This is a genomic window from Maribacter sp. Hel_I_7, from assembly GCF_000688315.1.
GTDB lineage: Bacteria > Bacteroidota > Bacteroidia > Flavobacteriales > Flavobacteriaceae > Maribacter > Maribacter stanieri.
On record NZ_JHZW01000001.1, the window covers coordinates 101,195 to 127,802 of the forward strand.

Annotated in this window: 30 protein-coding genes; 13 read left to right on the forward strand and 17 right to left on the reverse strand. The window is 33.5% G+C overall.

Annotated elements, in window-relative coordinates; genetic code table 11:
* Positions 1–27: 27 nt before the first annotated feature.
* Genes P178_RS0100490 through P178_RS0100510 form a run of 5 tightly spaced genes read right to left on the reverse strand, consistent with a single transcriptional unit; the run spans position 28 to position 4,437 of the window.
* The gene (locus tag P178_RS0100490) at positions 28–525 is read right to left on the reverse strand and encodes an IS1096 element passenger TnpR family protein (protein ID WP_027064391.1); all 498 of its coding nucleotides are present in this window, start codon (positions 523–525) and stop codon (positions 28–30) included.
* Positions 526–551: 26 nt separating this feature from the next.
* Entirely contained in the window at positions 552–1,586 is a 1,035-nt protein-coding gene (locus tag P178_RS0100495; protein ID WP_027064392.1) for a COX15/CtaA family protein, read from the reverse strand.
* Positions 1,587–1,600: 14 nt separating this feature from the next.
* Positions 1,601–3,025 carry a CCA tRNA nucleotidyltransferase gene (locus tag P178_RS0100500; RefSeq protein ID WP_027064393.1) on the reverse strand — a complete coding sequence of 475 codons (1,425 nt, stop codon included), beginning with the start codon at positions 3,023–3,025 and terminating at the stop codon, positions 1,601–1,603.
* 4 nt (positions 3,026–3,029) lie between these two features.
* Entirely contained in the window at positions 3,030–3,590 is a 561-nt protein-coding gene (locus P178_RS0100505) for an L-threonylcarbamoyladenylate synthase (protein ID WP_027064394.1), read from the reverse strand.
* Positions 3,591–3,606: 16 nt separating this feature from the next.
* The gene (locus tag P178_RS0100510; RefSeq protein ID WP_027064395.1) at positions 3,607–4,437 is read right to left on the reverse strand and encodes a hypothetical protein; all 831 of its coding nucleotides are present in this window, start codon (positions 4,435–4,437) and stop codon (positions 3,607–3,609) included.
* 99 nt (positions 4,438–4,536) lie between these two features.
* Between P178_RS0100510 and P178_RS0100515 the strand changes: the two genes are divergently transcribed.
* Positions 4,537–5,355, forward strand: coding sequence for a glycosyltransferase family 2 protein (locus P178_RS0100515; protein WP_027064396.1), 819 nt, complete (start codon positions 4,537–4,539; stop codon positions 5,353–5,355).
* On the opposite strand, the gene P178_RS0100520 is transcribed toward P178_RS0100515, so the two are convergent.
* On the reverse strand, positions 5,337–6,131 hold the full coding sequence (locus P178_RS0100520; protein WP_027064397.1) for a glycosyltransferase family 2 protein: 795 nt from the start codon (positions 6,129–6,131) through the stop codon (positions 5,337–5,339). The genes P178_RS0100515 and P178_RS0100520 overlap by 19 nt on opposite strands.
* Before the next feature lie 159 nt (positions 6,132–6,290).
* Positions 6,291–7,403: a UDP-galactopyranose mutase gene (gene glf, locus P178_RS0100525; protein ID WP_197026766.1), complete on the reverse strand. Its 1,113-nt coding sequence runs from the start codon at positions 7,401–7,403 to the stop codon at positions 6,291–6,293.
* Positions 7,404–7,544: 141 nt separating this feature from the next.
* Between glf and P178_RS0100530 the strand changes: the two genes are divergently transcribed.
* A complete protein-coding gene (locus tag P178_RS0100530; protein WP_027064399.1) occupies positions 7,545–8,579 on the forward strand; it encodes a beta-1,6-galactofuranosyltransferase in 1,035 nt (344 codons plus the stop codon).
* Between the two features lie 3 nt (positions 8,580–8,582).
* Here P178_RS0100530 and P178_RS0100535 read toward each other — a convergent pair whose 3' ends face one another.
* Entirely contained in the window at positions 8,583–9,398 is an 816-nt protein-coding gene (locus P178_RS0100535) for a 2,3,4,5-tetrahydropyridine-2,6-dicarboxylate N-succinyltransferase (RefSeq protein ID WP_027064400.1), read from the reverse strand.
* Between the two features lie 99 nt (positions 9,399–9,497).
* Here P178_RS0100535 and ruvX point away from each other — a divergent pair, with 99 nt between their 5' ends.
* The 5 genes from ruvX (at position 9,498) to P178_RS0100560 (ending at position 12,709) form a co-directional block, all read left to right on the forward strand.
* Positions 9,498–9,908 (forward strand): Holliday junction resolvase RuvX, encoded by a 411-nt coding sequence (ruvX, locus tag P178_RS0100540; protein ID WP_027064401.1) that lies wholly within the window; start codon positions 9,498–9,500, stop codon positions 9,906–9,908.
* Positions 9,909–10,499, forward strand: a complete 591-nt coding sequence (gene def, locus P178_RS0100545; protein ID WP_027064402.1) for a peptide deformylase — start codon at positions 9,909–9,911, stop codon at positions 10,497–10,499.
* 61 nt (positions 10,500–10,560) lie between these two features.
* A complete protein-coding gene (locus P178_RS0100550; RefSeq protein ID WP_027064403.1) occupies positions 10,561–10,989 on the forward strand; it encodes a DUF5606 domain-containing protein in 429 nt (142 codons plus the stop codon).
* A 224-nt stretch (positions 10,990–11,213) separates the two neighbouring features.
* Complete coding sequence (locus tag P178_RS0100555; RefSeq protein ID WP_027064404.1) at positions 11,214–12,329, forward strand: PAS domain-containing sensor histidine kinase; 1,116 nt, start codon at positions 11,214–11,216, stop codon at positions 12,327–12,329.
* Entirely contained in the window at positions 12,323–12,709 is a 387-nt protein-coding gene (locus P178_RS0100560) for a response regulator (protein ID WP_027064405.1), read from the forward strand. The genes P178_RS0100555 and P178_RS0100560 overlap by 7 nt, the downstream gene beginning before the upstream one ends.
* A gap of 52 nt (positions 12,710–12,761) precedes the next feature.
* Here the strand turns inward: P178_RS0100560 and P178_RS0100565 are convergent, their stop codons facing one another.
* From P178_RS0100565 to P178_RS0100580, 4 genes are read right to left on the reverse strand one after another with little or no spacing between them, the layout of a single operon-like run.
* The gene (locus P178_RS0100565) at positions 12,762–14,372 is read right to left on the reverse strand and encodes a family 20 glycosylhydrolase (protein ID WP_410477197.1); all 1,611 of its coding nucleotides are present in this window, start codon (positions 14,370–14,372) and stop codon (positions 12,762–12,764) included.
* Between the two features lie 12 nt (positions 14,373–14,384).
* Positions 14,385–15,074 (reverse strand): GDSL-type esterase/lipase family protein, encoded by a 690-nt coding sequence (locus P178_RS0100570; RefSeq protein WP_081819366.1) that lies wholly within the window; start codon positions 15,072–15,074, stop codon positions 14,385–14,387.
* Positions 15,075–15,077: 3 nt separating this feature from the next.
* Positions 15,078–15,953, reverse strand: a complete 876-nt coding sequence (locus P178_RS0100575; RefSeq protein WP_027064408.1) for an alpha/beta hydrolase — start codon at positions 15,951–15,953, stop codon at positions 15,078–15,080.
* 11 nt (positions 15,954–15,964) lie between these two features.
* A complete protein-coding gene (locus P178_RS0100580) occupies positions 15,965–16,696 on the reverse strand; it encodes an MIP/aquaporin family protein (RefSeq protein WP_027064409.1) in 732 nt (243 codons plus the stop codon).
* 260 nt (positions 16,697–16,956) lie between these two features.
* Between P178_RS0100580 and P178_RS0100585 the strand changes: the two genes are divergently transcribed.
* Entirely contained in the window at positions 16,957–17,421 is a 465-nt protein-coding gene (locus tag P178_RS0100585) for a hypothetical protein (protein WP_027064410.1), read from the forward strand.
* A gap of 2 nt (positions 17,422–17,423) precedes the next feature.
* On the opposite strand, the gene P178_RS0100590 is transcribed toward P178_RS0100585, so the two are convergent.
* On the reverse strand, positions 17,424–18,326 hold the full coding sequence (locus tag P178_RS0100590; protein ID WP_027064411.1) for an SMP-30/gluconolactonase/LRE family protein: 903 nt from the start codon (positions 18,324–18,326) through the stop codon (positions 17,424–17,426).
* 10 nt (positions 18,327–18,336) lie between these two features.
* On the reverse strand, positions 18,337–19,170 hold the full coding sequence (locus P178_RS0100595) for a sugar phosphate isomerase/epimerase family protein (RefSeq protein ID WP_027064412.1): 834 nt from the start codon (positions 19,168–19,170) through the stop codon (positions 18,337–18,339).
* Between the two features lie 164 nt (positions 19,171–19,334).
* On the opposite strand from P178_RS0100595, the gene mazG reads away from it, so the two are divergent.
* The gene (gene mazG / locus P178_RS0100600; RefSeq protein WP_027064413.1) at positions 19,335–20,111 is read left to right on the forward strand and encodes a nucleoside triphosphate pyrophosphohydrolase; all 777 of its coding nucleotides are present in this window, start codon (positions 19,335–19,337) and stop codon (positions 20,109–20,111) included.
* A gap of 9 nt (positions 20,112–20,120) precedes the next feature.
* Here the strand turns inward: mazG and P178_RS0100605 are convergent, their stop codons facing one another.
* Positions 20,121–20,519 (reverse strand): response regulator, encoded by a 399-nt coding sequence (locus tag P178_RS0100605; protein ID WP_027064414.1) that lies wholly within the window; start codon positions 20,517–20,519, stop codon positions 20,121–20,123.
* 326 nt (positions 20,520–20,845) lie between these two features.
* Between P178_RS0100605 and P178_RS0100610 the strand changes: the two genes are divergently transcribed.
* Genes P178_RS0100610 through P178_RS0100625 form a run of 4 tightly spaced genes read left to right on the forward strand, consistent with a single transcriptional unit; the run spans position 20,846 to position 24,722 of the window.
* Positions 20,846–22,213, forward strand: coding sequence for an MATE family efflux transporter (locus tag P178_RS0100610; RefSeq protein WP_027064415.1), 1,368 nt, complete (start codon positions 20,846–20,848; stop codon positions 22,211–22,213).
* Positions 22,214–22,261: 48 nt separating this feature from the next.
* A complete protein-coding gene (locus P178_RS0100615) occupies positions 22,262–22,489 on the forward strand; it encodes a hypothetical protein (protein WP_027064416.1) in 228 nt (75 codons plus the stop codon).
* Between the two features lie 8 nt (positions 22,490–22,497).
* Positions 22,498–23,067 (forward strand): phosphatase PAP2 family protein, encoded by a 570-nt coding sequence (locus tag P178_RS0100620; RefSeq protein ID WP_027064417.1) that lies wholly within the window; start codon positions 22,498–22,500, stop codon positions 23,065–23,067.
* Positions 23,064–24,722 carry an ArnT family glycosyltransferase gene (locus P178_RS0100625; protein ID WP_027064418.1) on the forward strand — a complete coding sequence of 553 codons (1,659 nt, stop codon included), beginning with the start codon at positions 23,064–23,066 and terminating at the stop codon, positions 24,720–24,722. The genes P178_RS0100620 and P178_RS0100625 overlap by 4 nt, the downstream gene beginning before the upstream one ends.
* 5 nt (positions 24,723–24,727) lie before the next feature.
* Here the strand turns inward: P178_RS0100625 and P178_RS0100630 are convergent, their stop codons facing one another.
* Together P178_RS0100630 and P178_RS0100635 are read right to left on the reverse strand one after the other, a co-directional pair.
* Positions 24,728–25,618: a lysylphosphatidylglycerol synthase transmembrane domain-containing protein gene (locus P178_RS0100630; protein ID WP_027064419.1), complete on the reverse strand. Its 891-nt coding sequence runs from the start codon at positions 25,616–25,618 to the stop codon at positions 24,728–24,730.
* The gene (locus P178_RS0100635; RefSeq protein ID WP_027064420.1) at positions 25,602–26,561 is read right to left on the reverse strand and encodes a glycosyltransferase family 2 protein; all 960 of its coding nucleotides are present in this window, start codon (positions 26,559–26,561) and stop codon (positions 25,602–25,604) included. The genes P178_RS0100630 and P178_RS0100635 overlap by 17 nt, the downstream gene beginning before the upstream one ends.
* Positions 26,562–26,608: the final 47 nt, after the last annotated feature.

Sequence of the window (26,608 nt, forward strand, 5' to 3'; positions counted from 1 at the left end):
AGGGTAATAAAATGTATTATATATAATTTAATTCCAATTTTCATCGAAATCTAAATCATCATAATTTTCAAAAGTATCATCAAAATCAAAGGCGCTGTTCTCAGCCTCAAAGTTTTTTTCTGGCGGAGTTTCTGGTAATTCACCAAATGTAAAAAGTACATTAGGATAAGAATGACCATCTTCATTTTCTTGAATATCTGCAAGCTCAACAAAAAACGTCCACATGTTCATAAAATCATAAACATAAATAAGCTTTGGGTTGTTCTCGGTCATGATATCCTCCAAAAAGGTTTCGTTCATTAACCGTACATCAGATCCAGATTCGCTCATATCAAAAAGAGCAATTTCTTCATCTTGTTTCCATTCTTCGTCACAAGTGTAAAAAGAAGCCATTTCATTACCTAAAAAGCCAAATGCCTGAGTAATGGCATTATGAAACTCTTCTAATGAATTATGGGATTCAATCTCTAAATCTCTGAAAATATCCTCTTCAGCGTCTAGAATTACACGAATTTTATAAATCATACCTTATCTTTTGTGGGACGGCAAAGTTACGAAGTTTCCAAGTTTTTTCTAGGCATTAATGCATCTAAAAGTATGTAGAATTGAACACCGAATAAAATTGAAGCTAACACCAGGTGTAATGGCTGACTAGCAAAGGGGAAATCTAAATAATTCATAGCTATACCCGTAAATACTTCAACTACAAGTAAGAACATGACCCAATAAATTTTAAAATGACCTAGGTCTAGCTTCGTAATCCTATATGCCAAGAAAGCATTTACTGCAATTACTAGTATGGAAAATGACCTATGAACGTAAAATAACAATTCCGGACTTTTTAACCAATTACCTCTTGCAGTATACCCGTAAATGTCTATTTGCTCATCTACAAATTGACGAACTTGGGTACCCATGGTTATCTGAACTAGAGTAAGCAGCAGAGCTATAATACTTAGGTTCAATACCAATTTGTCATATCTAATACGTTTGTTCTCTGTATTGGCCAAGTATATTATATATAGTAATATGGCAACAATAACCAACGCCATTAGCATATGAACGGTAATTTTTGCGGGCTCTAAAACCGAATACACAACCGTTGCGCCCAGCCATGCCTGGAAAACCATGCCCAGCACAACTAACCAAGATAAAATAGGTATGCGTTTTTTCTTTTTCCAAAATTTAATGGACATAATCGCTAAAATTAAAGTGGCTAGTCCCGCTAATGCGCCAAAAAGTCTATTTATATATTCTATCCACGTATGCCAAGGATTAAATTCTGCATAATCATGTTTGGTATATAATTCCCAGTTTTCGGAATTGAACGAATTGGAAGTTGTGAAATCTTTTTTTGAAACCTGTAATGTCTCTCGCCAAATAATAACTTGACCTTTTTCAAAAGCCCTATTTGGTTGCCATTGTATTTCGGTAACCTCAGTTGGGGGTATGTAGTATCCAAAACATTTTGGCCAATCTGGGCAACCCATACCGCTTCCTGTCATTCTAACTACAGCGCCGGCAACAATTACTAAATAAACTAATACCAAAGATATTTTGGCAATTTTTCTAAATGTAATATCCATAAATAATAGCCATTCTATTTCGTAACCTGTAAACCTAATTGGGCACCCTTAAGATACATAAAATCTTGTGCCGCTTTATATTCATTCGGGATTTCTCCCTCTAATATAGCCTCTTTGATCGCTTCTTTTATAATTCCGATTTCTTTTGATGGTTTTAATGAAAAAGCTTCCATAATTTCTTCTCCACTAATAGGCGGTTGAAAGTTTCTAACATGATCACGAGCTTCTACTTCTTCAATTTTTTGACGAACAACCTTAAAATTCTGACGATACTTGCGCTGCTTTTTAGGGTTCTTAGTAGTAATATCTGCTTCGCACAACGTCATTAGGTCCTCTACATTATCGCCTGCATCAAAAATTAATCTACGTACGGCAGAATCTGTAACGAAGTCTTCAGAAAGTACAATTGGTCTAGAGCTCATTAAAACCAACTTTTGAACGAATTTCATTTTATCGTTCAAAGGCATACGGAGGCGTTTAAATAATTTCAAAACCATTTTAGACCCCACAAATTCATGGCCGTGAAATGTCCAACCAATTTTTTTATGGAATCTTTTAGTAGGGGCTTTTCCAATATCATGTAACAAAGCGGCCCAGCGTAGCCAAAGGTCTTCTGTAGCCTCAGAGATATTATCAACTACTTCTAAAGTGTGCCAAAAATTATCTTTATGCTTTTGACCCTCAATTTCTTCTATGCCTTGTAAAGCGGTTAATTCTGGTAGAATTAGTTCTAGTAGTTCTGTTTTATGAAGTAACGAAAACCCTAATGAAGGTTTTTTACATAGCATAATTTTATGTAATTCATCTAAAATTCGCTCATTTGAAACAATTTTTAAACGGTCTTTATTTTCGGTAATAGCTTGTAAAGAGGGTAGTGCAATTTGAAAATCTAATTGTGTTGCAAAACGAATGGCCCGCATCATGCGTAAAGGGTCATCTGAATATGTAACGCCCGGCTCCAAAGGTGTCTTAATGATTTTGTTTTCTAAATCTTTAATACCATTAAAAGGGTCAAGTAATTTACCATAATTGTCTTTGTTTAGCGAAAGTGCTAAAGCGTTAATGGTAAAGTCTCTTCTTTTTTGATCGTCTTCTAACGTGCCATCTTCAACAATGGGCTTACGACTATCTCGATTATAACTTTCTTTACGAGCACCAACAAATTCTAATTCAATTCCGTCATTTTTAATCATGGCGGTACCAAAATTTTTAAAGACAGAAACTTGTGGTTTCCCCTTTAATTTTGATGCTACTTTTTCGGCAAGTGCAATACCGCTGCCAATGGCAACAACATCTATATCTTTTGGTATTGATCTTTTTAAAAAATAATCTCTTACAAAACCACCAATAACATAGCAGTCTACAGAAAGTTCTTCTGCGGCTTCTGAAATTATTTTGAATATTGGGTTGTTTAAAGCGTCTGTATAGCTCTCTTGCATGTTCTTATTCTCGAATAATCTTCACCGTATTATCATTAGAAAGTCTAATAATTGATGAGGCGGAGCTATTCTGTTTCTCACGATGCAAATTTACCACATAGTCTACACCTTTTAAAATAGCTTCATCTATATTTTGAAAAGATTTGGGTGTATTGACCCCAGAAATATTGGCAGAAGTAGAAACTAAAGGTTTTTTAAACTTGCCTATAAGGTAGGTGCAGAATTTATCTGATGCTACTCTTATGGCTAAGGTGTTATCTGACGCAATTAGGTTTTTGGCTACACCACGTGGCTTATCGTATATAATGGTAGTGGGTTTAGTAGCTAGATCCATAAGATCGTATGCAAGTTCAGGTACTTTTTCTACATGTTTTTCAAGCATAGCATCATTGGCTACTAAACAAATTAGCGCCTTGCTATCATCTCGTTGCTTAAGTTGAAATACTTTCTGTACAGCTTCTTCATTGGTAGCATCACAACCAATACCCCAAACCGTATCGGTAGGGTAGAGTATAAGTCCGCCGCTTTCTAAAACTTCTATGCATTTGTTGATTTCCTCTGTCATTTGTTTTTTGCTTGTATTAAAGAAAATTATCTGGAGTAATGTTGAAGTAATTAGTTATAGCTAGCCATTGAGTCTTGTTTTTATCTCCTCCAATATTTGACTTTTTTAGAGATTGCTTTTGAGACCCAATTATAGGTATGGGTGTTTTTGCTTTATTCTTAGCTTGTATAGAAGCTGTTCCTTCTAAATGAGCCATGGCTTTAAACCACAGGTCATCTGCTTTCGGAGCCAATTCTAAAAATAATGTTGAGTCTGTTACTTTTTCAGAAAGGGTTTTGGGTGGATATAAAACACCCTCAGCACCTATAGGTATGACCGCAGATGTATTAAATTTTGAACCTTCAATATAAACCCAGCTTCTATACGATTGTAATTCACCAACATTAGTATAGGTGATATATCTGGTCTGGTTAGCTATTATTTTATTCGGATGTGTTTGATGTTCTTCATATAAGGTTCGAAGCCAATTATATCGATACATCATATCATCATCACAAGTGACAATTATTTCATTCGGGAACAATTCTAAGCTATGAATTAACTTTCTATGAGAACAGGTTAAATCGGAATACAAGATTTCAAATAAATCAGATTCTAATACCGCTAGTTTTTTTGGAATTTCACTTTTTAAAGAATGATGCAACCATAAAATAATTTTTTTAGGCCGTACATCTTGATTCAAAATACTTCTAATGGTTAGGTGAAGTGTACCTAATCTTGATGGAATAGAGGTTAGAGAAACAATTACAGGAATTTCTTCTTTCTGCGTAGTATGCATTCTTTTAACAGAAATAGCTAAAAGTTTAGCTGAATTGTAAATTGATACAGGTATTTCTTTTAACTTCATTTTACAATGCTGTAATTTGTCTTTTAATATTGAAGACTGTCTATTCTAATTCAAAGATAGATAAGAGTTTTATATTTTTGCAGTAATTTGAAATGCAGTATGGAGATTCCTAAAATAAGTATCATAGTTAGTACATATAATGCCGAAGAGTGGTTGCGAAAGGTACTTTGGGGTTTTGAACAGCAAATTTTCAAAGATTTTGAAGTTATTATTGCCGATGATGGATCAAAAGCACCCACCAAAGAATTACTAGCTGAGATGTCTGCGAAGGTGCATTACCCAATAGTTCATGTTTGGCAAGAAGACGAAGGCTTTCAGAAATCTAGAATATTAAATAAAGCTGTAACCGCCTGTTCTGCAGATTACATTATCATGACTGATGGCGATTGTATACCTCGTGAAGATTTTGTTCAGGTGCACTATATTAATAAAGAACCTGGTTATTTTATCTCTGGTGGGTATTACATGCTACCCATGAATATTTCTAAACTAATTACGCTTGATGATATTGAAAAACAACGTTGTTTTAATATTCAATGGCTAAAGGAAAAAGGAATTCCGCAGACATTCAAGAACAATAAACTAACTGCTCAAGGTTTTATTTCTAAAATTCTTAACTGGGTCACACCTACCAATGCTAGTTGGAACGGACATAACTCTTCTGGGTGGAAAAAGGATATAGAAAATGTAAACGGATTTGACGAGCGCATGCAATATGGCGGTCAAGATAGAGAACTAGGTGAGCGTTTGTTCAATTTCGGACTAAAGTCTAAGCAACTAAGATATAGTGCTGTTTGTGTACACTTAGACCATAAAAGAGGGTATAAAACACCAGAATCTATTGCAAAGAATGTGGGAATAAGAAATACTACAAAAAAGGAAAAAAGCGTGTGGACGTTTTATGGCATTACCAAGTAATACGCTAACTCGTTTTTTTGTTCCAATTGTTTAAGTTCATTATAACGTTCTAAAACGCCCAATGAATTTAGATAACAAATTATAAAACCTTTTTTACCATCTAATATACCAAGACGTAAAATGTAGTGGTTGAAAAATTTCCAGCTGGTTTTTAAAACCATCATTACGTAACTAAACTTTTTTTCTTTGTAAAATGATTCAATAGCCTTTAAGCGACCATACTTCAACATTTTACCTTTATAGTCTTCGTAATTTTTATAACAGTAGTGAGTCAATTTTTCTTTTAAAATACCAGATGTGCCATCAACGTCTAATGTTTCATGAACTATCTTGCAATCAGAAAAAACTGCTTTACTTTTTCTAAAAAGTCTATAATTTTTATCGGTCTGCCATCCACTATAGTTCAATTTTTCATTTTGAAACATGAACTGGCGGTAAAACCAAAATGCAGAGATATCAGTATCACTTGCTACCGTTTCTGTAATTTCATTTTGTAATGCATCAGAAACTATTTCATCGGCATCTAAAAATAAAACCCAATCATTTGTTGCTTGTTTTAAGGCAAATGATTTCTGAGCGGTAAAATTCTCAAACGGATTTTGAATGACTTTTACTTTCGGATGGTCTTTTAAAAATTCATAAGTTCCGTCGGTACTAAAAGAATCAACTACAATAATTTCATCAGCAAAAGAAACAGACTCAATACACTTTTCAATGTATCCAATTTCGTTAAACGTAATTACTAATGCGGTAAGTTGTTCTTTTTTGGTAATCATATAATCCAATTTGATAGGTTTGCTCTAATCGGAGCGAACAAAGTTATAACAAAAAAAGAATTAAAAAATTGTGTTAAGAAGTAAATTTCTTACATAATTGAAATCCAATGTTATAGCATGGTTCAGTTAATAAGAGGGCACATTTTAGAATGGTTGCGTTCAATTATCAAAAAGTTTTTTAGTTTTTGCTAACGCTGCGCCAATAACCTGATGCATATCGTAATACTTGTACTCGGCAAGTCTGCCGCCAAAGATGACTAAGTCATTGGAAGCCTTGTTTTTATACTGTAAATACCTATTGTTGTTCTTGTCGTCATTAATAGGATAGTATGGTTCTAAATCTGTTGAAGCTTCTAAAGGATATTCTTTTGTAATGACTGTTTTCTTCTGTTGTCCGAACTCAAAATGTTTGTGCTCTAAGATTCTGGTATAGGGTATATCTGCTTCTGTATAATTAATTACAGCGTTGCCTTGGTAGTTATCGGTATCTAAAATTTCATGGTCAAAACGTAATCCGCGATATTCTAATTTTCCAAATTCGTAATTGTAGTATTCATCTATTTTTCCTGTGAATACGGTTTTGTTGGCCAAGCTGTCCAATGCAATTTTGTCTTTAAAATAATTAACTCCAAGCTGCACATCTATACCTTCTAATAGTCCGCCAGAGAGTTCATTGTAACCGCCAATTGGTATTCCTTGGTAACTGTCATTAAAATAATTGTTGTCAAAAGTGTAGCGTAAGGGCAATCGTTTAATTATAAATGATGGTAATTCCGTAGCTTTTCTTCCCCATTGTTTTTCGGTATAGCCTTTTATCAGTTTGTAATAAATATCTTCCCCAACAAGTGATAATGCTTGCTCTTCTAAATTTTGGGGTTTATTTTTTTGATGCTTCTTACTTTGCTCCTCAATTACAGCTTTTGCCTCGGCCGGTGTTTTTACTCCCCATAATTGGTGAAAAGTATTCATGTTGAAAGGTAAATTGTATAATGACCCTTTATAATTGGCGACGGGAGAGTTCGTGTATCTATTGAAAGGGACAAAATCATTTACATAATCCCAAATTTTCTTATCGTTAGTATGAAATATATGCGCACCGTAGGCATGCACATTAATATCTTCTATTTTTTTGCAAAAAGTATTTCCACCAATATGTTCTCTTTTATCTACTACCAAACAAGTTTTTCCTCTTTTTTTAGCCTCATGGGCAAAAACTGCTCCGTAAAGCCCTGCGCCTACAATGAGAAAATCATACTTTTTAATGGACACCATATTATTTATTTGGAGCTCAAAGATAAGGTTTGAAAATACATTTTTTTGGTAGATTATATTTTGAAAAAGAAAATATTAAGAGTGTTTTAATTGTGAAAGAAGAACCTTAAACTTGCAACTGATAAACCAAACTAATCATTTATGAGTTCTGAAAAGCACTTTTATATTTCTAGAAATTACAAGTTTTCAAAAAATGCAGCATCTAAACCAAAAATGGATTGCGAAACTGTTTTAGAAAAGAATGGGTTTAGGAATTTAGGTTTTAAACAGAGTAATCACCCCAGTTCCGCCATCGGAGCGGTTATTAGTTTTTTCGGAATAACAAAAGGATTATTTCTATTACCAAGACAATCCGTTTTCTGTATGCAATATCCGTTAAGCAAGTTTTTCCGATATATAACTAGCATTGTTTCTTTGAAGAAATGTACTCTCATTATTATTATACATGATGTAAAATTTTTAATGGGTAAGTCTACTGACTTAAAAGGTGAAATGGCAAAATTCAACAAAGCAGATTTCATCATTGTACATAACGATTCTATGAAAAAGTGGTTTCAAGAAAATGGATGTAAAGCACAATTGGTAAGCTTAGAGTTGTTCGATTATTTACATGCAAGTAATAAACATGCGACATTAAATACGCCTTATGATGTAGTTTTTGCTGGAGGATTGGGGAAAGAGAAAAGTGAGTTTTTATATAGTATGGACAGTCTTAAGCCGTCAAATTATAAACTGAAGTTATATGGTAATGGCTTTAATGCGAATGATGCTGAAAGCGATAATTCCATTTTAGATTACCAGGGTGTTTTTTCACCAGATGAGGTTATTGACGAAATAGAAGGTTCGTTCGGTTTAATTTGGAACGGTAATGCTTTGAACGAATGTTCAGGAGATTTTGGAAAGTACCTTTTGTATAACAATCCGCATAAAACATCTTTATATCTGTTGTGCGGATTACCGGTTATTGTTTGGAAAAAAGCTGCTATCGCTAAATTCATTGAAAAAGAACAAATTGGTATTACCTTAAATTCCTTAGATGAATTGGATGCTACATTAGCAAACCTTGATCCTAAAGATTATGCTACTATGATTTCTAATGTAGAAAAGGTAAAAACCAAAGTTGCCTCTGGTCATTACCTTTCTCAAGCTATTACTAAAGTAGTTGAATTGGTTTAATAATTAAACCGCAACATCGTACTCTCTAAGTGCATCGTTCAATGATGTCTTTTTGTTTGTGCTTTCTTTTCTTTTACCTATAATTAAGGCGCATGGCACTTGAAATTCACCAGCAGGAAACTTCTTTGTATAACTACCAGGTATCACTACTGAACGTGCTGGAACAACACCTTTTGTTTCTACGGGAGTTTCACCTGTAACATCAATAATTTTGGTGCTCATTGTTAAAACAACATTCGCCCCTAGAACTGCTTCTTTTTCAACTCTAACACCTTCAACTACAATACAACGAGATCCAATAAATGCACCGTCTTCTATAATAACAGGCGAAGCTTGCAAAGGTTCAAGAACACCACCAATACCAACGCCACCACTTAAGTGAACATTTTTACCGATCTGCGCACAGCTACCAACAGTTGCCCAAGTATCTACCATAGTACCTTCATCAACATAAGCACCGATGTTTACATAACTAGGCATTAGAATTGTACCTGGTGCAATGTATGCACCATGTCTTGCAACTGCATTTGGTACAACACGAATTCCTTTTTCTTTATAGCCTCTTTTTAAAGGCATTTTATCGTGGTACTCAAAAATACCAGCTTCTAAGGTTTCCATTTTCTGAATAGGGAAATACATAACTACCGCTTTCTTTACCCATTCGTTAATTTGCCATCCATTTGCGGTTGGCTCTGCACATCTTAATTTTCCTAAATCTAAAAGGTCAATAACCTCTCTTATAATATTTTGGGTTGCAGTTTCCTTTAAAAGGTCTCTATTGTCCCATGCTTTTTCTATTTGTGCTCTTAATTCTGTCATTTTCATAAAATTTTCTCAAATATAAGTTGAAGTACAGTAATTAGCCATGCTCAAGGGCACATATAACAAATTATCCTTTATTTTTGCCAAAAATTAAGTTTGGGAAAGATTCTTGCAATTGATTACGGAGAAAAACGTATTGGCTTGGCAGTTACCGATGACATGAAAATGATAGCTTTCGGTTTAACTACTGTCGCCACATCAGAAATCTTTACATATTTATCAGATTATATTCCAAGGGAAAATGTAGAAACCATTGTTGTGGGCGAACCCAAGCAAATGAATAATACAGCTTCTGAATCTGAAGTATACATTATTCCATTTTTGGAAAAACTGAAAGAGAAATTCCCGTCAACTCCTATTAAAAGGCATGACGAGCGTTTTACATCTAAAATGGCATTCCAAACCATGTTGAATAGCGGCTTAAAAAAGAAACAACGAAAAAACAAGGCATTGATAGATGAGATCAGTGCAACTATTATATTACAAGATTTTTTAAAGACATTATAAATGATTTTACCCATTATTGCATACGGTGATCCCGTATTACGAAAAGTTGCGGATGATATTGATAAAGATTATCCTAAGCTGAATGATTTGCTTTCTAACATGTGGGAGACCATGTATAATGCTAGTGGTGTAGGTCTTGCAGCACCTCAAATTGGGTTGCCAATTCGTATATTTTTAGTAGATACCACACCTTTTGCTGGTGATGAAGATTTAACTGCAGATGAGCAAAAGCAACTTGACGGATTTAAACAAGTATTCATTAACGCATACATTGAAGAGGAAACTGGCGATGAATGGGCTTTTAACGAAGGCTGTTTAAGTATACCAGATGTTCGCGAAGATGTAAATAGAAAAGGTACCATTAAGATTACTTATTTAGATGAGAATTTTAAGGAACATGTAAAGACTTTTGATGGTTTATTGGCTCGTGTAATTCAACACGAATATGATCATATAGAAGGTATCTTGTTTACAGATAAATTATCTGCCCTTAAAAAGCGAATGTTAAAAGGTAGATTAACCAATATATCTAAAGGAAAAATTAGCGTAGACTATCGCATGAAATTTCCGGCAATGAAAAAAGGGCGTTAAAATGCCTATATAATTAATAGAAAAGTGTAATATTTGTCCACTTAAAATTTTAAATGAGTTTATGGGGTTAGAGAAAATTTTATCCGTTGCAGGAAAACCAGGTTTATATAAATTAATTACTCAAACCAGAACAGGATTTGTAGCTGAGTCTTTGTTAGACGGTAAAAGAATTACTGTGAGTTTACGTAGCAGTGTAAGTGTCTTGTCTGAAATAGCTATTTATACGTTAGAGGAAGAAGTTCCTTTAAGAGATGTGTTTAAAAAGATTCAAGAAAAGGAAAATGGTGGTAAAACATCAATTGGACATAAAGAAGAGAAGATTAAATTAGAAGAATATTTCTTTGAGGTATTGCCTAATTATGATGAAGATCGTGTTTATGTAAGTGATATTAAAAAGGTTATTCAGTGGTATAATATATTAACTGATAATAAAATAACTGATTTTTCTAGTGAAGAAGTAGAAAAAGAAGAAGCCTCTGAAGAGGAATAGAAATTAAGTTTAGTAGAATTAAAAAAGCCCTTTTGGGGCTTTTTTTTTGTTTCAAATTTTTGTAAAAATGCTATTTCATATTTATTTGAGTGTTGTTCATCTATAGTTTAGGGTATTTCATCGGTAGCTTTCTTTCAGTCATCAGTTATTACAAGGAAATTTATGTAAAACCCTGCAAATTAGCACTGTATAAATTTTGATGAATAAATTAAACCTAAATAAACATGAAGCGTAGTTCACCGGAAATTGATAACGATTTAAAGGGAGTATTTTTTGAAAATGCATATTCACCCTTTGTTATTTTAAATCGTTATATGGATTTTGTTGATGTAAACCAAGCAGCGGTTACTACAATAGGGATTGCTAAAGAAAACTTTATAGGTAAAAATATATTGGACATATTCCCTTATTTAGAAGGTACAGAAAGATATAATTCCTATAAAGATGTAATGAAAACAGGAATATCAACTGGTTTTGATGAGCTCATGTTTAAAGGTGAGAATGCTGAGATTAGATTTATGAGTAGGGCATTTAAAATAGGAGATTATCTTGGTATTACTACACTTGATGTAACTAATGTAATTAATACGATAGAAAAATTAAAGACTGCACAAACTTCTCTAAAAGAAGTCAATGAAAATTTACAAAGAAAAAATAATGAGCTTGAAGATTTTTCTTATGTAGCTGCACACGATTTAAGGGCGCCGTTGACTAATTTAAAAAGTCTTTTACAGATGGTATTGAATTCTGATCCTACCTCTAATGATTTTGTGCCTATAGTTGATAAAATGAAAGTTGTTACTAAGGTAATGTGCGACAAGATTAGGGCGTTAAATGAGGTTATTGCTATAAAATCTAATTTTAGTGAAGATAAGGAGGAAATGGTTTTTTCTGAGGTAATGAGTAAAATTAAGTTGTCGTATTCCAAAGAAATTATTGAAGGACGAACAATAATAAAGGAAGATTTCTCTAGTAGCCCAACCATCAATTATAATCCGGTACAGTTACAAAGTATACTTCAAAATTTAATGTCTAATGCACTTAAGTATAGACATCCTAAAAGAAAGCTAAGTATCAAAATTACAACCAAAGAAATCGATGGTAAATTAACATTGACATTCAAGGATAATGGATTGGGTTTTAAACAGAATTTAGCTGATAAAATCTTTAGACTTTTTAAGCGAATGCATACTCATGTAGAAGGCTTAGGTATTGGCTTATACATTATACACTCAATTATTAATAGAAATGGAGGGAATATTAATGTTAATAGTAAAGTTAATAAAGGAACCGAATTTGTAATCCAATTTAAATTAGAACTAAAACTAAAATCATGTTAAAAATACTAATTATTGAAGATGATGAAATCACTAATTTCATAACCAAAACAAATCTTGAGAAATTTGGCTATAAGAATATAGCTGTTGCACTAAATGGTCAAGAAGGGTTAGATTATTTAAAGAATAATTCTTGTCCAGATTTGATATTACTAGATATCAATATGCCTATATTAGATGGGTGGGATTTTCTTGAAGCTACAACTCGTTTAAATTTAGGTCTTGAAATTCCAGTCGTAGTAATAACATCATCTATAAGATTTGAAGATAGGTCAAATGCTGAACTATATTCTAATGTAATAGATTATATGGAGAAGCCTATAAATTTTGAAGAACTGAATAACTTACTAGCTAACTTGAAAACTAAGAAAATTGAATCTTAATTAAAAAAGCCTTGATTTTTATATCAAGGCTTTTTTAATTGTTTAAACACCATCAGTCTTTTTCTATGGTCTCATAAGTGAAATCACTTTTTTTCCAATCTATTAATGGGGATGGATAATACTTTACATCCATTCTATCTAGAAAAGGAGCTTGGTCTGCCAATCTAACTTTATAATCTTCCCAATCTCTATTTTCTTTTATACTCCAACTTAATTCAGAATAACCAATTATTCTAGGGAAAGCTAAGTACTCTAATTCATCAATATTACTGATCGTTTCTGACCAAAGAGGTGCTTCAACCCCTAAAATATTTTCTAATGGTATGCCATATTCTTCAGGTGTCCAAATATATGCTGTATCTACAGGTATATAAGCTGCCCAGTGTAGTCCAAACTTAGATAGGGTGTCATATTCCATATCCAAATAAGCTTTCTTGGCAGGAGATACTATAATTTTCATTCCTTTGTCCACAGCTTTTTTAGCATTTTCTTCACTTGCCCACCATTGAGAGATAGAAGTGGAGTCCACATTTGCAATGGCAACTTCATCCCAACCGATCATTCGCTTACCGTGCTTCTGAACAATTTTTTCAACCTTATCTATAAAATAGATATAATCGCTTTTTTTGGTTACATGACTTTCATCTCCACCAACATGAAAATAAGGACCAGGGGTTATAGCAGAGATTTCTCTTACCACATCGTCTATAAAGGCATAAACAGTATCCTTATGAGTATCAAATGTGCTGAAACCAACGCGCATACCTTCGTATAGTTTTGGTGTTTTGCCATTTCCATTTAAAAACGGATAGGATACCGATGCGGCATTTGTATGCCCTGGCATATCAATTTCTGGTATTATGGTCATGTACCTTTCAGCGGCATATCTAACTATTTCCTTATAATCTTCTTGGGTGTAGAATCCGCCAGATTCGCCACCAACTTCTGTACTACCGCCAACCTCGGTCAATTTTGGCCAAGATTTTATTTCTATTCTCCAACCTTGATCATCACTAAGATGTAAATGCAGAACATTTATTTTATAGTAAGCTAATAGGTCAATATATTTTTTAACATCATCTACACTAAAAAAATGTCTTGCAACATCTAGCATAGAACCTCTATATCCAAAATTAGGATTGTCAATTATTTTACCAGTAGGTACTGGCCAAATCTTTTGAAGCGCTAATGTATCGTTACTTTCTAAGGGTACTAATTGTCTTAAAGTCTGTATACCTCTAAAAGCACCTTCAGCGGTATTAGAATTGATGATAATAGAATCTTGATTAATATATAGTTGATATGCTTCTGGTGATTCTAAATCTGTGCTGTCACTCTGGTTAATGTAAATAACTCTTTCTATCGTATTTGCACCCTCAGAATTCACAGGTATCGTCAGGTTAATTTTGCTTTTAAGCTTATCGGCCAAAAATGTACCAACTTCTTCAAAACCTGTTGCATTTTTAGAAGTGTATATTGCCGTAAACTGGTCTAAAGCAAATGCCGAGTTGGTAGGTATTGTTTTTAAAGGCTTAGGTATTAAGCTAATTTTAGACAAATCTGTCGTAGGCATTGCAATTCTTTCTTTCTTTTCTTCAGCGCAGGCAACTAGCAATATTGCCAAACTTGCAAAAAATAGACTTCTAATAAAAAAGGTCTTCATCATTTTGTGTAATTATGGTTGATTTACTAAATCTTTCATGGCTTCATACCAAATATCATAGCCTTTTTGGTTCATATGTAGACCGTCTTCAATAAAAATATCGGTTATAAGTTTTCGTTTGTTCAACATAGGATTCCATACATCTACGTAATTCAACTGAGCATCCTTTTTAGTAAAACGCTCCATTTTTCTATTTAACCTTTTATATTTTCCACGTATTTTCCATCTACTAATACTAGGCTTAGCCGCTATTAATATAATTTGGGTAGATGGGTTGTCGGCTTTTATTCGACGGATGATCTCTGCGGTCGTATCAAGAACATTTGCAGGTCTTTTTTTTGACCATAAATCATTGTCTCCCTCGTAAATAAAAACTTTTTTGGGATTGTAGGATAGAATTAATTCATCAATAAATAATAGTAAATCAGATGCTTGTGAACCTCCAAAACCACTATTTACAATTTGATGATCAGGAAACTCTTCTTCTAATTTTTTCCATAAACGCACACTAGAGCTACCGGTGAAAACAATAGTTTCTTTACTGGAATCCCAAATACTATCGTATTTCTTGGTAATGTCTTTTACTTCATTGGTAAATACATTTTGAGTTTGAGCGAAACTCGCTAATGATATGAAAAATAAGCAAGCTGTTAAGATTTCAATTTGTTTTAAACTCTTTATAAAAGATAATTTTTTAAGCATTTTTTATTTATTGGTAGTTACTGTTAAACCTTCTGTAATTGCCCATTTGTGAAACTGCGAAATCCAATCGTCAGATGCAAGATTTTGAGTTTTCATTCCAAATCCATGCCCGCCTTTAGAATATATATGCATTCCGGTATTTTTGCCATTTGTTAACCATGCAGCATATAAGTCTGTGCTTGGTTTTGCTAATCCTAACGGATCATCTGAAGCACAGATAACTAACATTGGTGGTGCATCTTGTGGTACAGTATATTCACCTAAAACGGTCATCCACGGATAAACAGGAACTATAAAATTTGGTTTATTTTCTTCTATATAATTAAAGGTTACTCCCATAGTTACTGCCCCACCGGCAGAAAAGCCCATGAAACCTATTTTGTTAGGGTCCAATTTCATTTCATTGGCATTAGTTCTAACGTACGTAATTGCAGAAAGACCGTCTGCAATGGATAGTGGTAAAACTGGCGTAACTCTTTCACCAATTTTTGCGGGGTTACTTGCACCTTCATCCGTAATTTCTTTAATGCCATCTTCACCCGTTGGTACTAACCTATACTTTAGAACAAATGCAGTTATACCTTGTTTGTTTAGCCATTTGGCTACATCTCTTCCTTCGCTATTTATACTTAAACCATAGAGTCCGCCACCTGGAGCAACAATGACACTGGTGCCATTGGGTTGGTCTGCTTCATAAACTTCTAATCGTGGTATAGCTACATTGGTTACAACTTTTGTACCCCAAATATCTGAGTAATACTCATTTTCTGGTGTTGTCCAAGTTACTTCAGCATTGGTTTCAAAAGGTAGGTCTACCATTTTCTGGGCAAGTACATTCATAGAGATAAAAATACAGGTAAGTAAAATAAAATGTTTCATATGTTTAAATATTATTGAATTGTTTCAATTAACATAAATAATGCGGCAGCTAATACTCCGCCTATAATTGGTCCAACAATAGGAACCCAAGCGTAACTCCAATCACTTTTTCCTTTATTTCTAATAGGAAGTATGGAGTGTAATAATCGAGGACCAAAATCTCGTGCAGGATTTATGGCATATCCCGTTGGTCCACCCAAACCAAAGCCAATACCCATCACTAAAAGAGCTACAGGTAAAGCGTCTAGCGATCCTAGTGAAATATCGCTATCACCCATGGTGCCACCTGCTATGTAAAAAACACCAAAAACTAATGCAAATGCTCCAATAATTTCAGTTACCAGATTCCAAAACGGACTACGTATAGCGGGTTGTGTAGAGAAGGTGGCTAAAATAGCACCGGCATCTTCCGTTGCTTCGTATTGTTTTTTATAGTTAAGCCAAACTAAAAGGTTACCCATCATTGCACCTAATATTTGAGCTACAATATAGCCAGGTACTAAAGCCCATGAAAATTTTCCTGCCACGGCAAGTCCCACGGTTACTGCAGGGTTTAGGTGAGCTCCACTAGCATCGGCAGAAATGAACACTCCAATGAATACGGCAATACCCCATGCAAGAGATATACCTACCCAGCCAGAATCTGATCCTTTTGTACCTTTTAAAACAAGATTGGCAACAATACCGTTTCCAATTAAAATTAGCATTGCTGTGCCAATAAATTCAAAAATATATGTAATCATGGGTTGGTTATATTTGAATGGTTTAAGATAAAGAAAATAGAGGAATTATTAAATTTTATAAGGTTTTGTTATGTAATAGATAATAATCAATGTTTAAATATGTGAATTTCAATATAATGTAGGTAAGGTATTGATTGTAGAAATAAAAATTATTGATGACTGAGCTATATTTTTATTGGCTATTTCTTCAAAGTCTTTTCAAAAAATATTTAAATGTTTTAACTACCTTCAATTTTAGATTAAATAATTAGGTCACAACTATGAATAAATACACTTACTTCTTTTTTATCTCTTTGGTGATGCTTTTGTCAGGTTGTTCTTCTGATGATAGTGATGATGAAGTTGATAATAGCGCGTTAGTTATTGGAACTTATAATTTAACTGAAGTTAATGTTAATGTAGCTCAAGATGTCAATGAAGATGGTGTTTCTTCAAACAACATGCTCGATGAGCTTGAATGTTTAAATGGAATTTTGATTATTAGTGACAATAATACATGGACTTTAGATTTGGTTAATCTGGATATTACCAATGTAACCGGCGATTTTTACGCAATTCGTTGTGGTAGAACAAATAGTTTCACCGGTAAGTGGTCTTTTCAAGGTAGTACACTTAATTTAAATGCTACGGATTTTGGTACTATGACACTTAACAATTTAGTATTGACAGAAGGTATTAATGAAAATTTACCTGGTGTACTAAATAGAAAGTTTACGAAACAATAAAACTAATATCTTACTCCGTTTACATTCATTTTTAGGGTGTAAATAGAACCCATTGCGGTAATAAATAAAATGTCTTGGTTTTTGCCGCCAAAAGTTACGTTGGCAGTCCATTTTTCATCAACTGCAATATGATGTATTTGCTTTCCATTTTTATTAAAGATTGTTACTCCGTCGCCAGTTAAATAGATATTGCCTTGATTGTCTATGGTCATACCATCTGAGCCCATGTCTGTAAATAGCTTGCGATTTTTTAATTTTCCATCATCTTGTATGGAAAAGGAATATGTTTTTTTATCTCCAATATCTGCTACATAAAGTATTTTGCCATCAGGTGTTCCTATAATTCCGTTAGGTTGTGTTAAGCCTTCAGCGACTATGGAGACTTGTTTCATATCTGGAGAAATATAGTACACATTCTTTTCTTTAATATCTGCAGAAGTTCTGGACCAATATTCTCTTTGGTAATATGGGTCGGTAAAATAAATACCTCCACTTAAATCGACCCAAATATCATTAGGTCCATTTAATTTTTTGCCCTCAAAAGTGGTTATTAAGGTATCTATGTTTCCGTTAGAGTCAATTCGCCATAACTCATTATTTTCATCAGCAGCTGCCAATAATTTGTCATTATGATCAAAATATAAACCATTAGCTCTACCTGCTGGTTCTTTAAAAATACTAAGGGAATTGTTAGCGGCATCCCACTTTATAATCTTATCATTTGGTTGGTCGGTAAAGTAAACGTTACCGAACTTGTCAGATGCAGGTCCTTCTGTAAAACTATATTCGTTTGATACTTGAACCAGCTTAGCATTTTCTTTAACAACAGATGAATGTTGTGCTTTGCATGACGTGATAAAGACAATAAGTAGTATAGCACTGTAGTATTGAAGTTTATATTCCATAGTTAATATTTTAAATATTCTTCAAGTAATTCATATTATGACGCATGCTTTCAACAGGAGTGCTAGCATATTCTTCTTGTTCTATATAGATATGTTTAGCTCCAGAAAGGTCTTTGTTCTTAAGCATTAATTCTATATCAAGTATGCCTTTTCCGAATTCGGTACTTTCTTTTCCGTGAATATCCATGTCTTTTAAGTGCCAAAGTGGAAATCTACCAGGATACTTTTTAAAGTAATGAAGCGGTTCTTTTCCAGCAACTACCACCCAACCAAGATCTAACTCCATGTGAACTAAATCCTCTTCAGTGTTATCCATTAAAACATCATAAAGGATTTGTCCGTCTTCAGATTCAAATTCATATTCGTGATTATGATAACCAAATTTCAATCCCAATTTTTTACACGCTTCACCTGCAACATTAAATTGCTCTGCTACTTTTTTGTAGTTATCTACTGTTTGTCCGTCAGTAGGCATAGATGAGCATATTACGTACTCTTGTCCAGAAGCAACGGCATCTGCCATAGTTTGTTCAAATTTGTCGTCTAAGCGCACATGTCCACTAGTTAGCTTCATACCTAGTGCCTTACAAGTTTTACCCATTTCAGAAGGCGTTAGTCCATAATAGTAACCCAATTTAGAACCCGCACTTTCAATTTCTTTGAATCCTAAGCTTGCAATTTTCTCTAGAGTAGCCTTAGGGTTTTCTAGCATAGCATCTCTGAAAGAATATAACTGCACTCCATAGCTAGCTTTTTTTATAGCTGCCATACTTAATTGAGGCATTAGTAGGGTAGAAGCACTTAGTAAACTGGCATTTTTAAGAAAATTTCTTCGTGTATTCATTGGTTTGGTATAAAGGTGTTGTTGTTTGTTGTTGATTTTGCAAAATACAGCTCTTAATCAATAAAACGATGGACTAGAAATCTTGCGATTTTAAATGTACAAAATCTAAACAGGATTTTTAGTAGGGCAATCAGTGGTTATGTATTTTTGTAAAAATATTACGCATGAACAGTAGGGCAGAACAATTAAAGGCATTAGATAGGTTGTTAACAATAATGGATGAGTTGCGAGAGCAATGCCCTTGGGACCAAAAACAGACCATGCAATCACTTAGGCACTTGACTATTGAGGAAACTTATGAATTAGGTGATGCTATATTAGATAATGATCTTAATGAGGTGAAAATGGAATTGGGCGATGTGCTGCTTCATATAATGTTCTATTCAAAAATAGGATCAGAAACCAATGACTTTGATATTGCAGATGTTGCCAATGCTATTTGTGATAAATTGGTGCATAGACATCCTCATATTTATGGTGATGTTAAGGTAATAGATGCCGAAGATGTAAAACGAAATTGGGAACAGATTAAATTAAAAGAAGGTAAGAAAAGTGTATTGGAAGGAGTTCCAAGAAGTTTGCCTGCCTTGGTTAAAGCGAGTAGAATACAAGATAAGGTAGCTGGAGTCGGTTTTGATTGGGAAGAGCCTAAACAAGTTTTTGAGAAAGTGCAAGAAGAATTAGGTGAACTGCAAGTGGAGGTAGATGCCGGAAACAAAGAAAAAATTGAAGCTGAATTTGGAGACGTACTTTTCTCCATGATTAATTATGCTAGATTTCTTGGTATAAATCCTGAAAATGCACTTGAACGTACCAATAAAAAGTTTATAAAACGTTTTCAATACCTAGAAGCTACCGCTAAAGAAAAGGGTAAAGAATTAAGAGATATGTCTTTAGAGGAAATGGATGTGTATTGGAATGAAGCAAAATCTAAAGATTAGATTTTACGACTATACTACTGTACTCATAATTCTAGCTAAATCTCTATGTTTTATAGGTTTAATGAAATAGTCTGTTATTTCAGGAAACGATTTGGCATGGTCAAGGTCTTCAGAATTAATAGAAGAAGTAAGCATAATAATATCAATTTTCTTATCAATATTTTTAGCAATTTCTTGAAATTCTTTCAGAAAATCAAAGCCGTTTAAAATAGGCATATGTAAGTCTAGAAAAATAGTATCAGGCAATTTATCCAAAGAATCTAAATTTTCGTTTAATAACGTCAATGGTTTTATAGAATCTGGGAAATCAACAATTTTAGTTATAGATAATTGTTTGAGATATCGTTTCATAACGTACTTTGAAATATCGTCATCGTCGATAATCCAAACTAATGGATCTTGAATCATAAGGTTAATAATTAATGGTAATTGGTGTGTTTGTTTTATATAACGACTTGGTTGGGTGTTATAGTATTCATGAAATGTATATTATGAATGTTTACGCGTGTTATTGATTGTGTAGGGTGTATTTGTGTTCAATTTTGGATATTTTATATTTCTGAATATCAATTAATTACAAGTGTGTTTTTTGAGGAATTTTAGTTTGGAGTGTTGTATGGATAATTCTATAAATTGTTTTTAAGTAATTAGATGTGTCCGTTATTTTTTACCTGATTATACAGAACATAAATTGTTCAATTAACGGTACCTTTGACAAAATTTTATTTTAGGTTTTGTTACAGAATTACACCAAAGAATTTCGTTATAATATTAAGCTTTCCGTACCTGTTATTTTAGGAATGTTAGGTCATACATTCGTTCAATTGGCAGATAATATAATGGTTGGGCAATTAGGTACAGCAGAATTGGCAGCGGTATCTTTAGGTAATAGTTTTGTTTTTATAGCTATGTCTTTAGGCATTGGTTTTTCAACTGCAATTACCCCCTTAGTAGCAGAAGCCGATGGCGCAGGTAATAAAGAAAATGCCAAAAGTGCTTTAAAACATGGTTTGGTGCTCTGTACAGTTCTAGGGTTGACACTTTTTGGTCTAATTTTATTAGCTAAGCCCGTAATGTACGCTATGAAGCAGCCTATTGAGGTTGTTGAACTTGCTTTGCCATATTTAGACTTAGTCGCTTTTTCATTAGTGCCATTAATAATTTTTCAAGCATTTAAACAATTCTCAGAAGGACTCTCGCAGACCAAGTACCCAATGTATGCAACAATTGTTGCCAACATCATTAACATACTTTTAAACTACCTGTTAATCTTTGGTAATTTTGGTTTTCCTGAAATGGGTATCGTAGGTGCGGCAATAGGTACATTGGTTTCCAGGTTTTTTATGGTATTCTATCTTTGGTTCATCCTAAAAACAAAAGAAAAATTTAAATATTACGTAACCGGATTCAATTTTGCCAAAATTGAAAAAACGGTGATGAAAAAAATTGTTGAATTAGGTTTTCCTTCTTCTTTACAAATGTTTTTTGAAGTTGGTATTTTCACATCGGCCGTATGGTTAAGCGGAGTTCTTGGTAAAAATGCTCAAGCAGCAAACCAAATAGCATTGAACTTAAGCAGCATGACATTTATGTTTGGTATGGGGTTAGGTATTGCTGCCATGATACGTGTGGGAAACCAGAAAGGGTTGACCAATTTTAAAGAGCTAAGAAGAATTGCCCAGTCTATATTCTTATTGACATTCTTGTTAGAAATTATATTTGCCGCGCTATTTTTAATAGGTAGGCACTGGTTCCCATCATTGTATTTGGATATCGATGATATGACTAATTTTGCCGATAATACAGAAGTACTGGTAATAGCTGCAGAGTTGTTGTTGGTGGCAGCATTCTTTCAAATTTCAGATGGAATTCAAGTTGTTGTGCTAGGTGCTTTACGTGGTCTGCAAGATGTTAAAATACCAACGGTGATAACCTTTATTTCTTATTGGTTAATAGGTTTTCCTGTAAGCTATTATTTATGTTTACACACAGATTTAAAAAGTACAGGAATATGGATAGGATTGCTTACCGGATTAACGGCATCAGCGATTATGTTGTATATTCGATTTAATTATTTAACTAAAAAACTAATTGCCGGATAACCTTCTTTTGATAGTTGTCTGCAGTTAAATTTATATAGTATATTTCTTATGGAGTTTCCAAAATTTTTATTGGGTGATAATACAGATTTCCCAACAGCAATATTTGTAGTACATACTGAGTTTCCAAGATTCATTATAAACCTAGAAGATGATGAGGTAGAATGGCTTGAAGAATTTTCTAAAGAAGATGAGAAGGAGTTAGAAGAAGAAGCCGAAAACTTAATTGAAGCTGCAACAGCATTTTATGATCGCGAAGTATCTAGATACGAAGATTAACCATTATTATGCTTGAAGAGCTTTTACAGTTAGACAAAGACTTTTTTTTATACTTAAATGGACTTGGTACTCCGCAATGGGATAATCTTTTTCAGTTTATCTCTCATAAATTTAGTGCCATACCATTGTATCTATTTTTGCTCATTCTTTCATTTCAAAAATATGGAGGGAAAAGAACATTGGTCTTATTGGTAACGGTGGCTTTATTAATTACAGTTACGGATCAACTGGGTAATTTTTTCAAGTATGGCGTGGCAAGACTACGCCCTTGTCATGATCCAGAGATTGAACCCTACATGCGCTTGGTAAAAAGCTATTGTGGCGGTAAATTTGGTTATTTTTCTGCTCATGCATCTAATTCATTTGCATTAGCTGTCTTTTTCGGCAGCATTCTAAAATCTAAAATAAAATATATAGGTTTCTTTTTAGTCCTCTGGGCAGCCTTGGTAGCATACAGCAGAATATATTTGGGAGTTCATTTTCCACTTGATATTATTACTGGTGCCTTTATAGGTTCGTTGTTCGGCTGGTTGTTTGTAAAGTTATTTATATTTGCACTTCGCAAATTCTCCCTATGATATCTAATCTAAGGTACTGGTTCTTAATAGTTTTAATTTTCTTGGTATACGTTGCAGGTATGTTTGTTACGTTGTTTGAAAATGATTCTGCACAATTTTCTGTAATGGCCATGCGAATGGTACAAGAGAATGATTTTTTTAGTTTATTTAAAGGTCCAGAAGAATATTTAGATAAGCCGCATATGCACTATTGGTTGGCGGCACTATCTTATAAGATATTTGGTATTCATGATTGGGCTTATCGCATTCCTGGAATCTTATCTACATTACTAGCTGCCTATAGCTGTTATGGTCTTGGAAGTCTTCTATATAACAAACATGTAGGTAAGCTCGCAGCTTTAGTTTTTATGACTGCCCAGACAATTGTATTGGGAGCTATAGATGTACGTACAGATGCAGTATTAACAGGGTTTAGCATTTTAGCTATTTGGCAACTAACAAAGTATATAGAAAAAGGAAGTATTAAAGCAATAGGTATTGGAGCTTTTGCTGCTGGTATTGCATTTTCTACAAAGGGTCAAATTGCACTTTTAGTCATTGGTTTACCTATTTTATGTCACTTGACTTATACCAGAAAATGGAATGCATTTTTAAGTTGGAAAGTGTTATTGGCACTCTTAGTTTTTGCAGTGACGATAACACCAATGTTATATGCGTATTACTTACAGTTTGATCTGCATCCAGAGAAAGTAATACGTGGTAAAGACCATCGTAGCGGTATATTTTTTATTTTTTGGGAACAAAGTTTTGAACGATTAAGCGGAGAAGGTATTGGCAAGAATAGTAGCGATTACTTCTTTTTTTTCCATACTTTTTTATGGGTTTTTCTTCCTTGGACTATATTAGGAATTACCGCATTTTATAATAAGGCGAAGAGTTTTATTAAACTAAAATTTAAATATGTCCCTGGTTATGAGTTTTTAACCATTGGTGGTATTACCTTAATTTTTATTATTATCAGTTTTGCCCAATTTAAGCTTCCACATTATTTAAATATTACCATACCATTATTTGCAGTAATTACGGCTTCATATATTTATAACCTATATACAACCGATAAAGAAAAAACGATTAGATTATTAATGTATGGGCAATACTTTGTACTTAGTATTGTATTCATAGCATCAGCATTAATTTGTTTCTATGTGTTCAAATTAAGAAGTATGGTTGCATATGTTTTTTTAATAGCAGCTTCGGTTATAATTATTTATTACGCTTTAAAAAGAGAAGGTGTATATATGAAACTGGTGACAATTTCTGTTTGTGCTTCACTGTTGTTAAATGCTGTTTTAAACTTACATTTTTACCCAAATTTATTAGACTACCAAGGCGGTTCTTCCATGTCTAAAGTAATTAAAGAAAAAGATATACCTGTAGATCGAATTTACAAAGTGGGTAAAGATTATAGTTGGTCTTTAGATTTTTATAATCAATATCCTGTTCAACTTACAACAGTAGATTTATTGAAAGATAAAAAGGATGTTTGGGTATATGTAAACGATGAGGAAATGAGTTTACTGCAGAGTAAAGGCTTTGACTGGGACTCTCAATTATCAGTAGATCAATTTAGAATAACACGTTTGCAGGGCAAGTTCTTAAACCCCAATACACGTAGAAAGGTTACGCGTAAAATGCACCTATTGCATATCTATTAAGAGTTTTAATAAGCATTCGTTGTTGAAGTATCTGCTAACTCTATTTTGATTTTTTTAAAATGATACCAAACACCTATTAAAGAAACTATAGCGGTTATTAAAAAGAACAAAACACTTACTCCTACAGATATATTTTGGTCTAGTCCTAAAAATTTGGCTCCATAGAAAAAGGTGACCTCACGACTTCCAATACCACCTAAGGTTAATGGAACTACAGCAACAATTGATGAGATAAGGAAAATGATGAGATATGAAATTTGATTTAACTCGATGTTTAAGGCTAACAGTATAAACCAGATACTAACTAATTGTGCTAATTGCACTACTGCTGATAATGCCGTTGTTTTCCAGAATATAGGAAGCACGTAGGTGAAGAATTTTTTGTTCAATAGCCAAAATACAATTACAGCTAATGGAATAGCTACCAAGAACATCCAACGGTATCCATTTAAAAGGTCTACATCAAGAAAAGCGGGTAAAGCACAGGCATATATAAAAAGTAATAATAGTCCGCCTAAACGGTCTAATACGAGCACGCTCACTATTTTTTTTGTTTTTACCTCAAAAATTTTCTTTAAAATATACCCCTTATAGGCATCGCCACCTATACCGCCTGGTAAGAATAGATTGTAAAACATACCCAACAGATACAACTTAAAATTACTTACATGCGTAAGCATAATGTTAAGCCGATGAAAGTAAAGATTTAGCCGAATAGCCCCAATGAATTTGGATAGTACAAAGAAAACAGCGGCTAAAATTAAGTAAAGCGGGTTACTTCGAATCAATATATCTTTTATCTCGCCCACATTAATTTTTGTGAAGATGAAATATATTAAAACGGCACTTATAAGTACTTTTAAACCGGTAGTTACTTTCTTATTTAACTTCGCCACCTACACTTATTTTTTTAACGCGGTAAGGTCTTTTGTTTTGAGATTCGTAATAAGTTCTTATCAATAATTCCATTACAATACCTATTGTGAATAGTTGAATTCCAGCAAAGATTAACATCATTCCAAAGGTCAATAGTGGTCTTGTACCAATGTCTTCTCCAAACCCTAGTTTAACGATCAATAGATAAAGATTAATAAGAACCCCAGACATTATCATTAGAAAACCAGAAATTCCGAAAAGATGAATAGGGCGCTGAAAGTATTTACGAATAAAAAGCAATAACATCATATCTGCTACTACTTTAAAAACACGTTCTAATCCGTATTTAGAAACTCCTGCATGTCGTGCGTGATGCTTTACGGGTACTTGTTTTATTTGTCCGCCTTCTAGAAAAGCTAATAGCGTAATAAACCTATGCATTTCACCATAGAGATTTAAATCTTTAGCAATATCCTTAGTAAAAACTTTAAGGGCACAACCGTTATCTTTAATATCTAATTTGGTAACACGTCTTACCAGAAAATTGGCAATTTTAGATGGTATTTTTTTAACAAGGGAATCTTTCCTCTTTTGGCGTATACCGGTTACAACATCAAACTCTCCACTAACGGCATAAGTAAGCATTTGTGGAATATCAGACGGATCATTTTGTAAATCGCCGTCCATGGTAATAATATACTCTCCTTCGGCATAATCTAGACCTGCAGCCAAGGCTAAACTTTGACCGTAATTTTTCTTCAACTCAATTAAATGAACCTTTTCATCTTTAAGACCTTTGACTACTTTTTTGGTATTGTCCGTCGAGAAATCGTCTATGTAAATAATTTGATAATCGTAGCCAACCAAGCTTTCGTGGATTTTCTGTGTCAGAAGAGCCGCATTGTCTTGTTCGTTATATAAAGGAACAACGACCGAAAGTAGGGAAGTGGTAACAGGTTGCATTGGGTTGTTTTTGGAATAGCTGCAAAGTTATGTTTTTTATCCTAAAC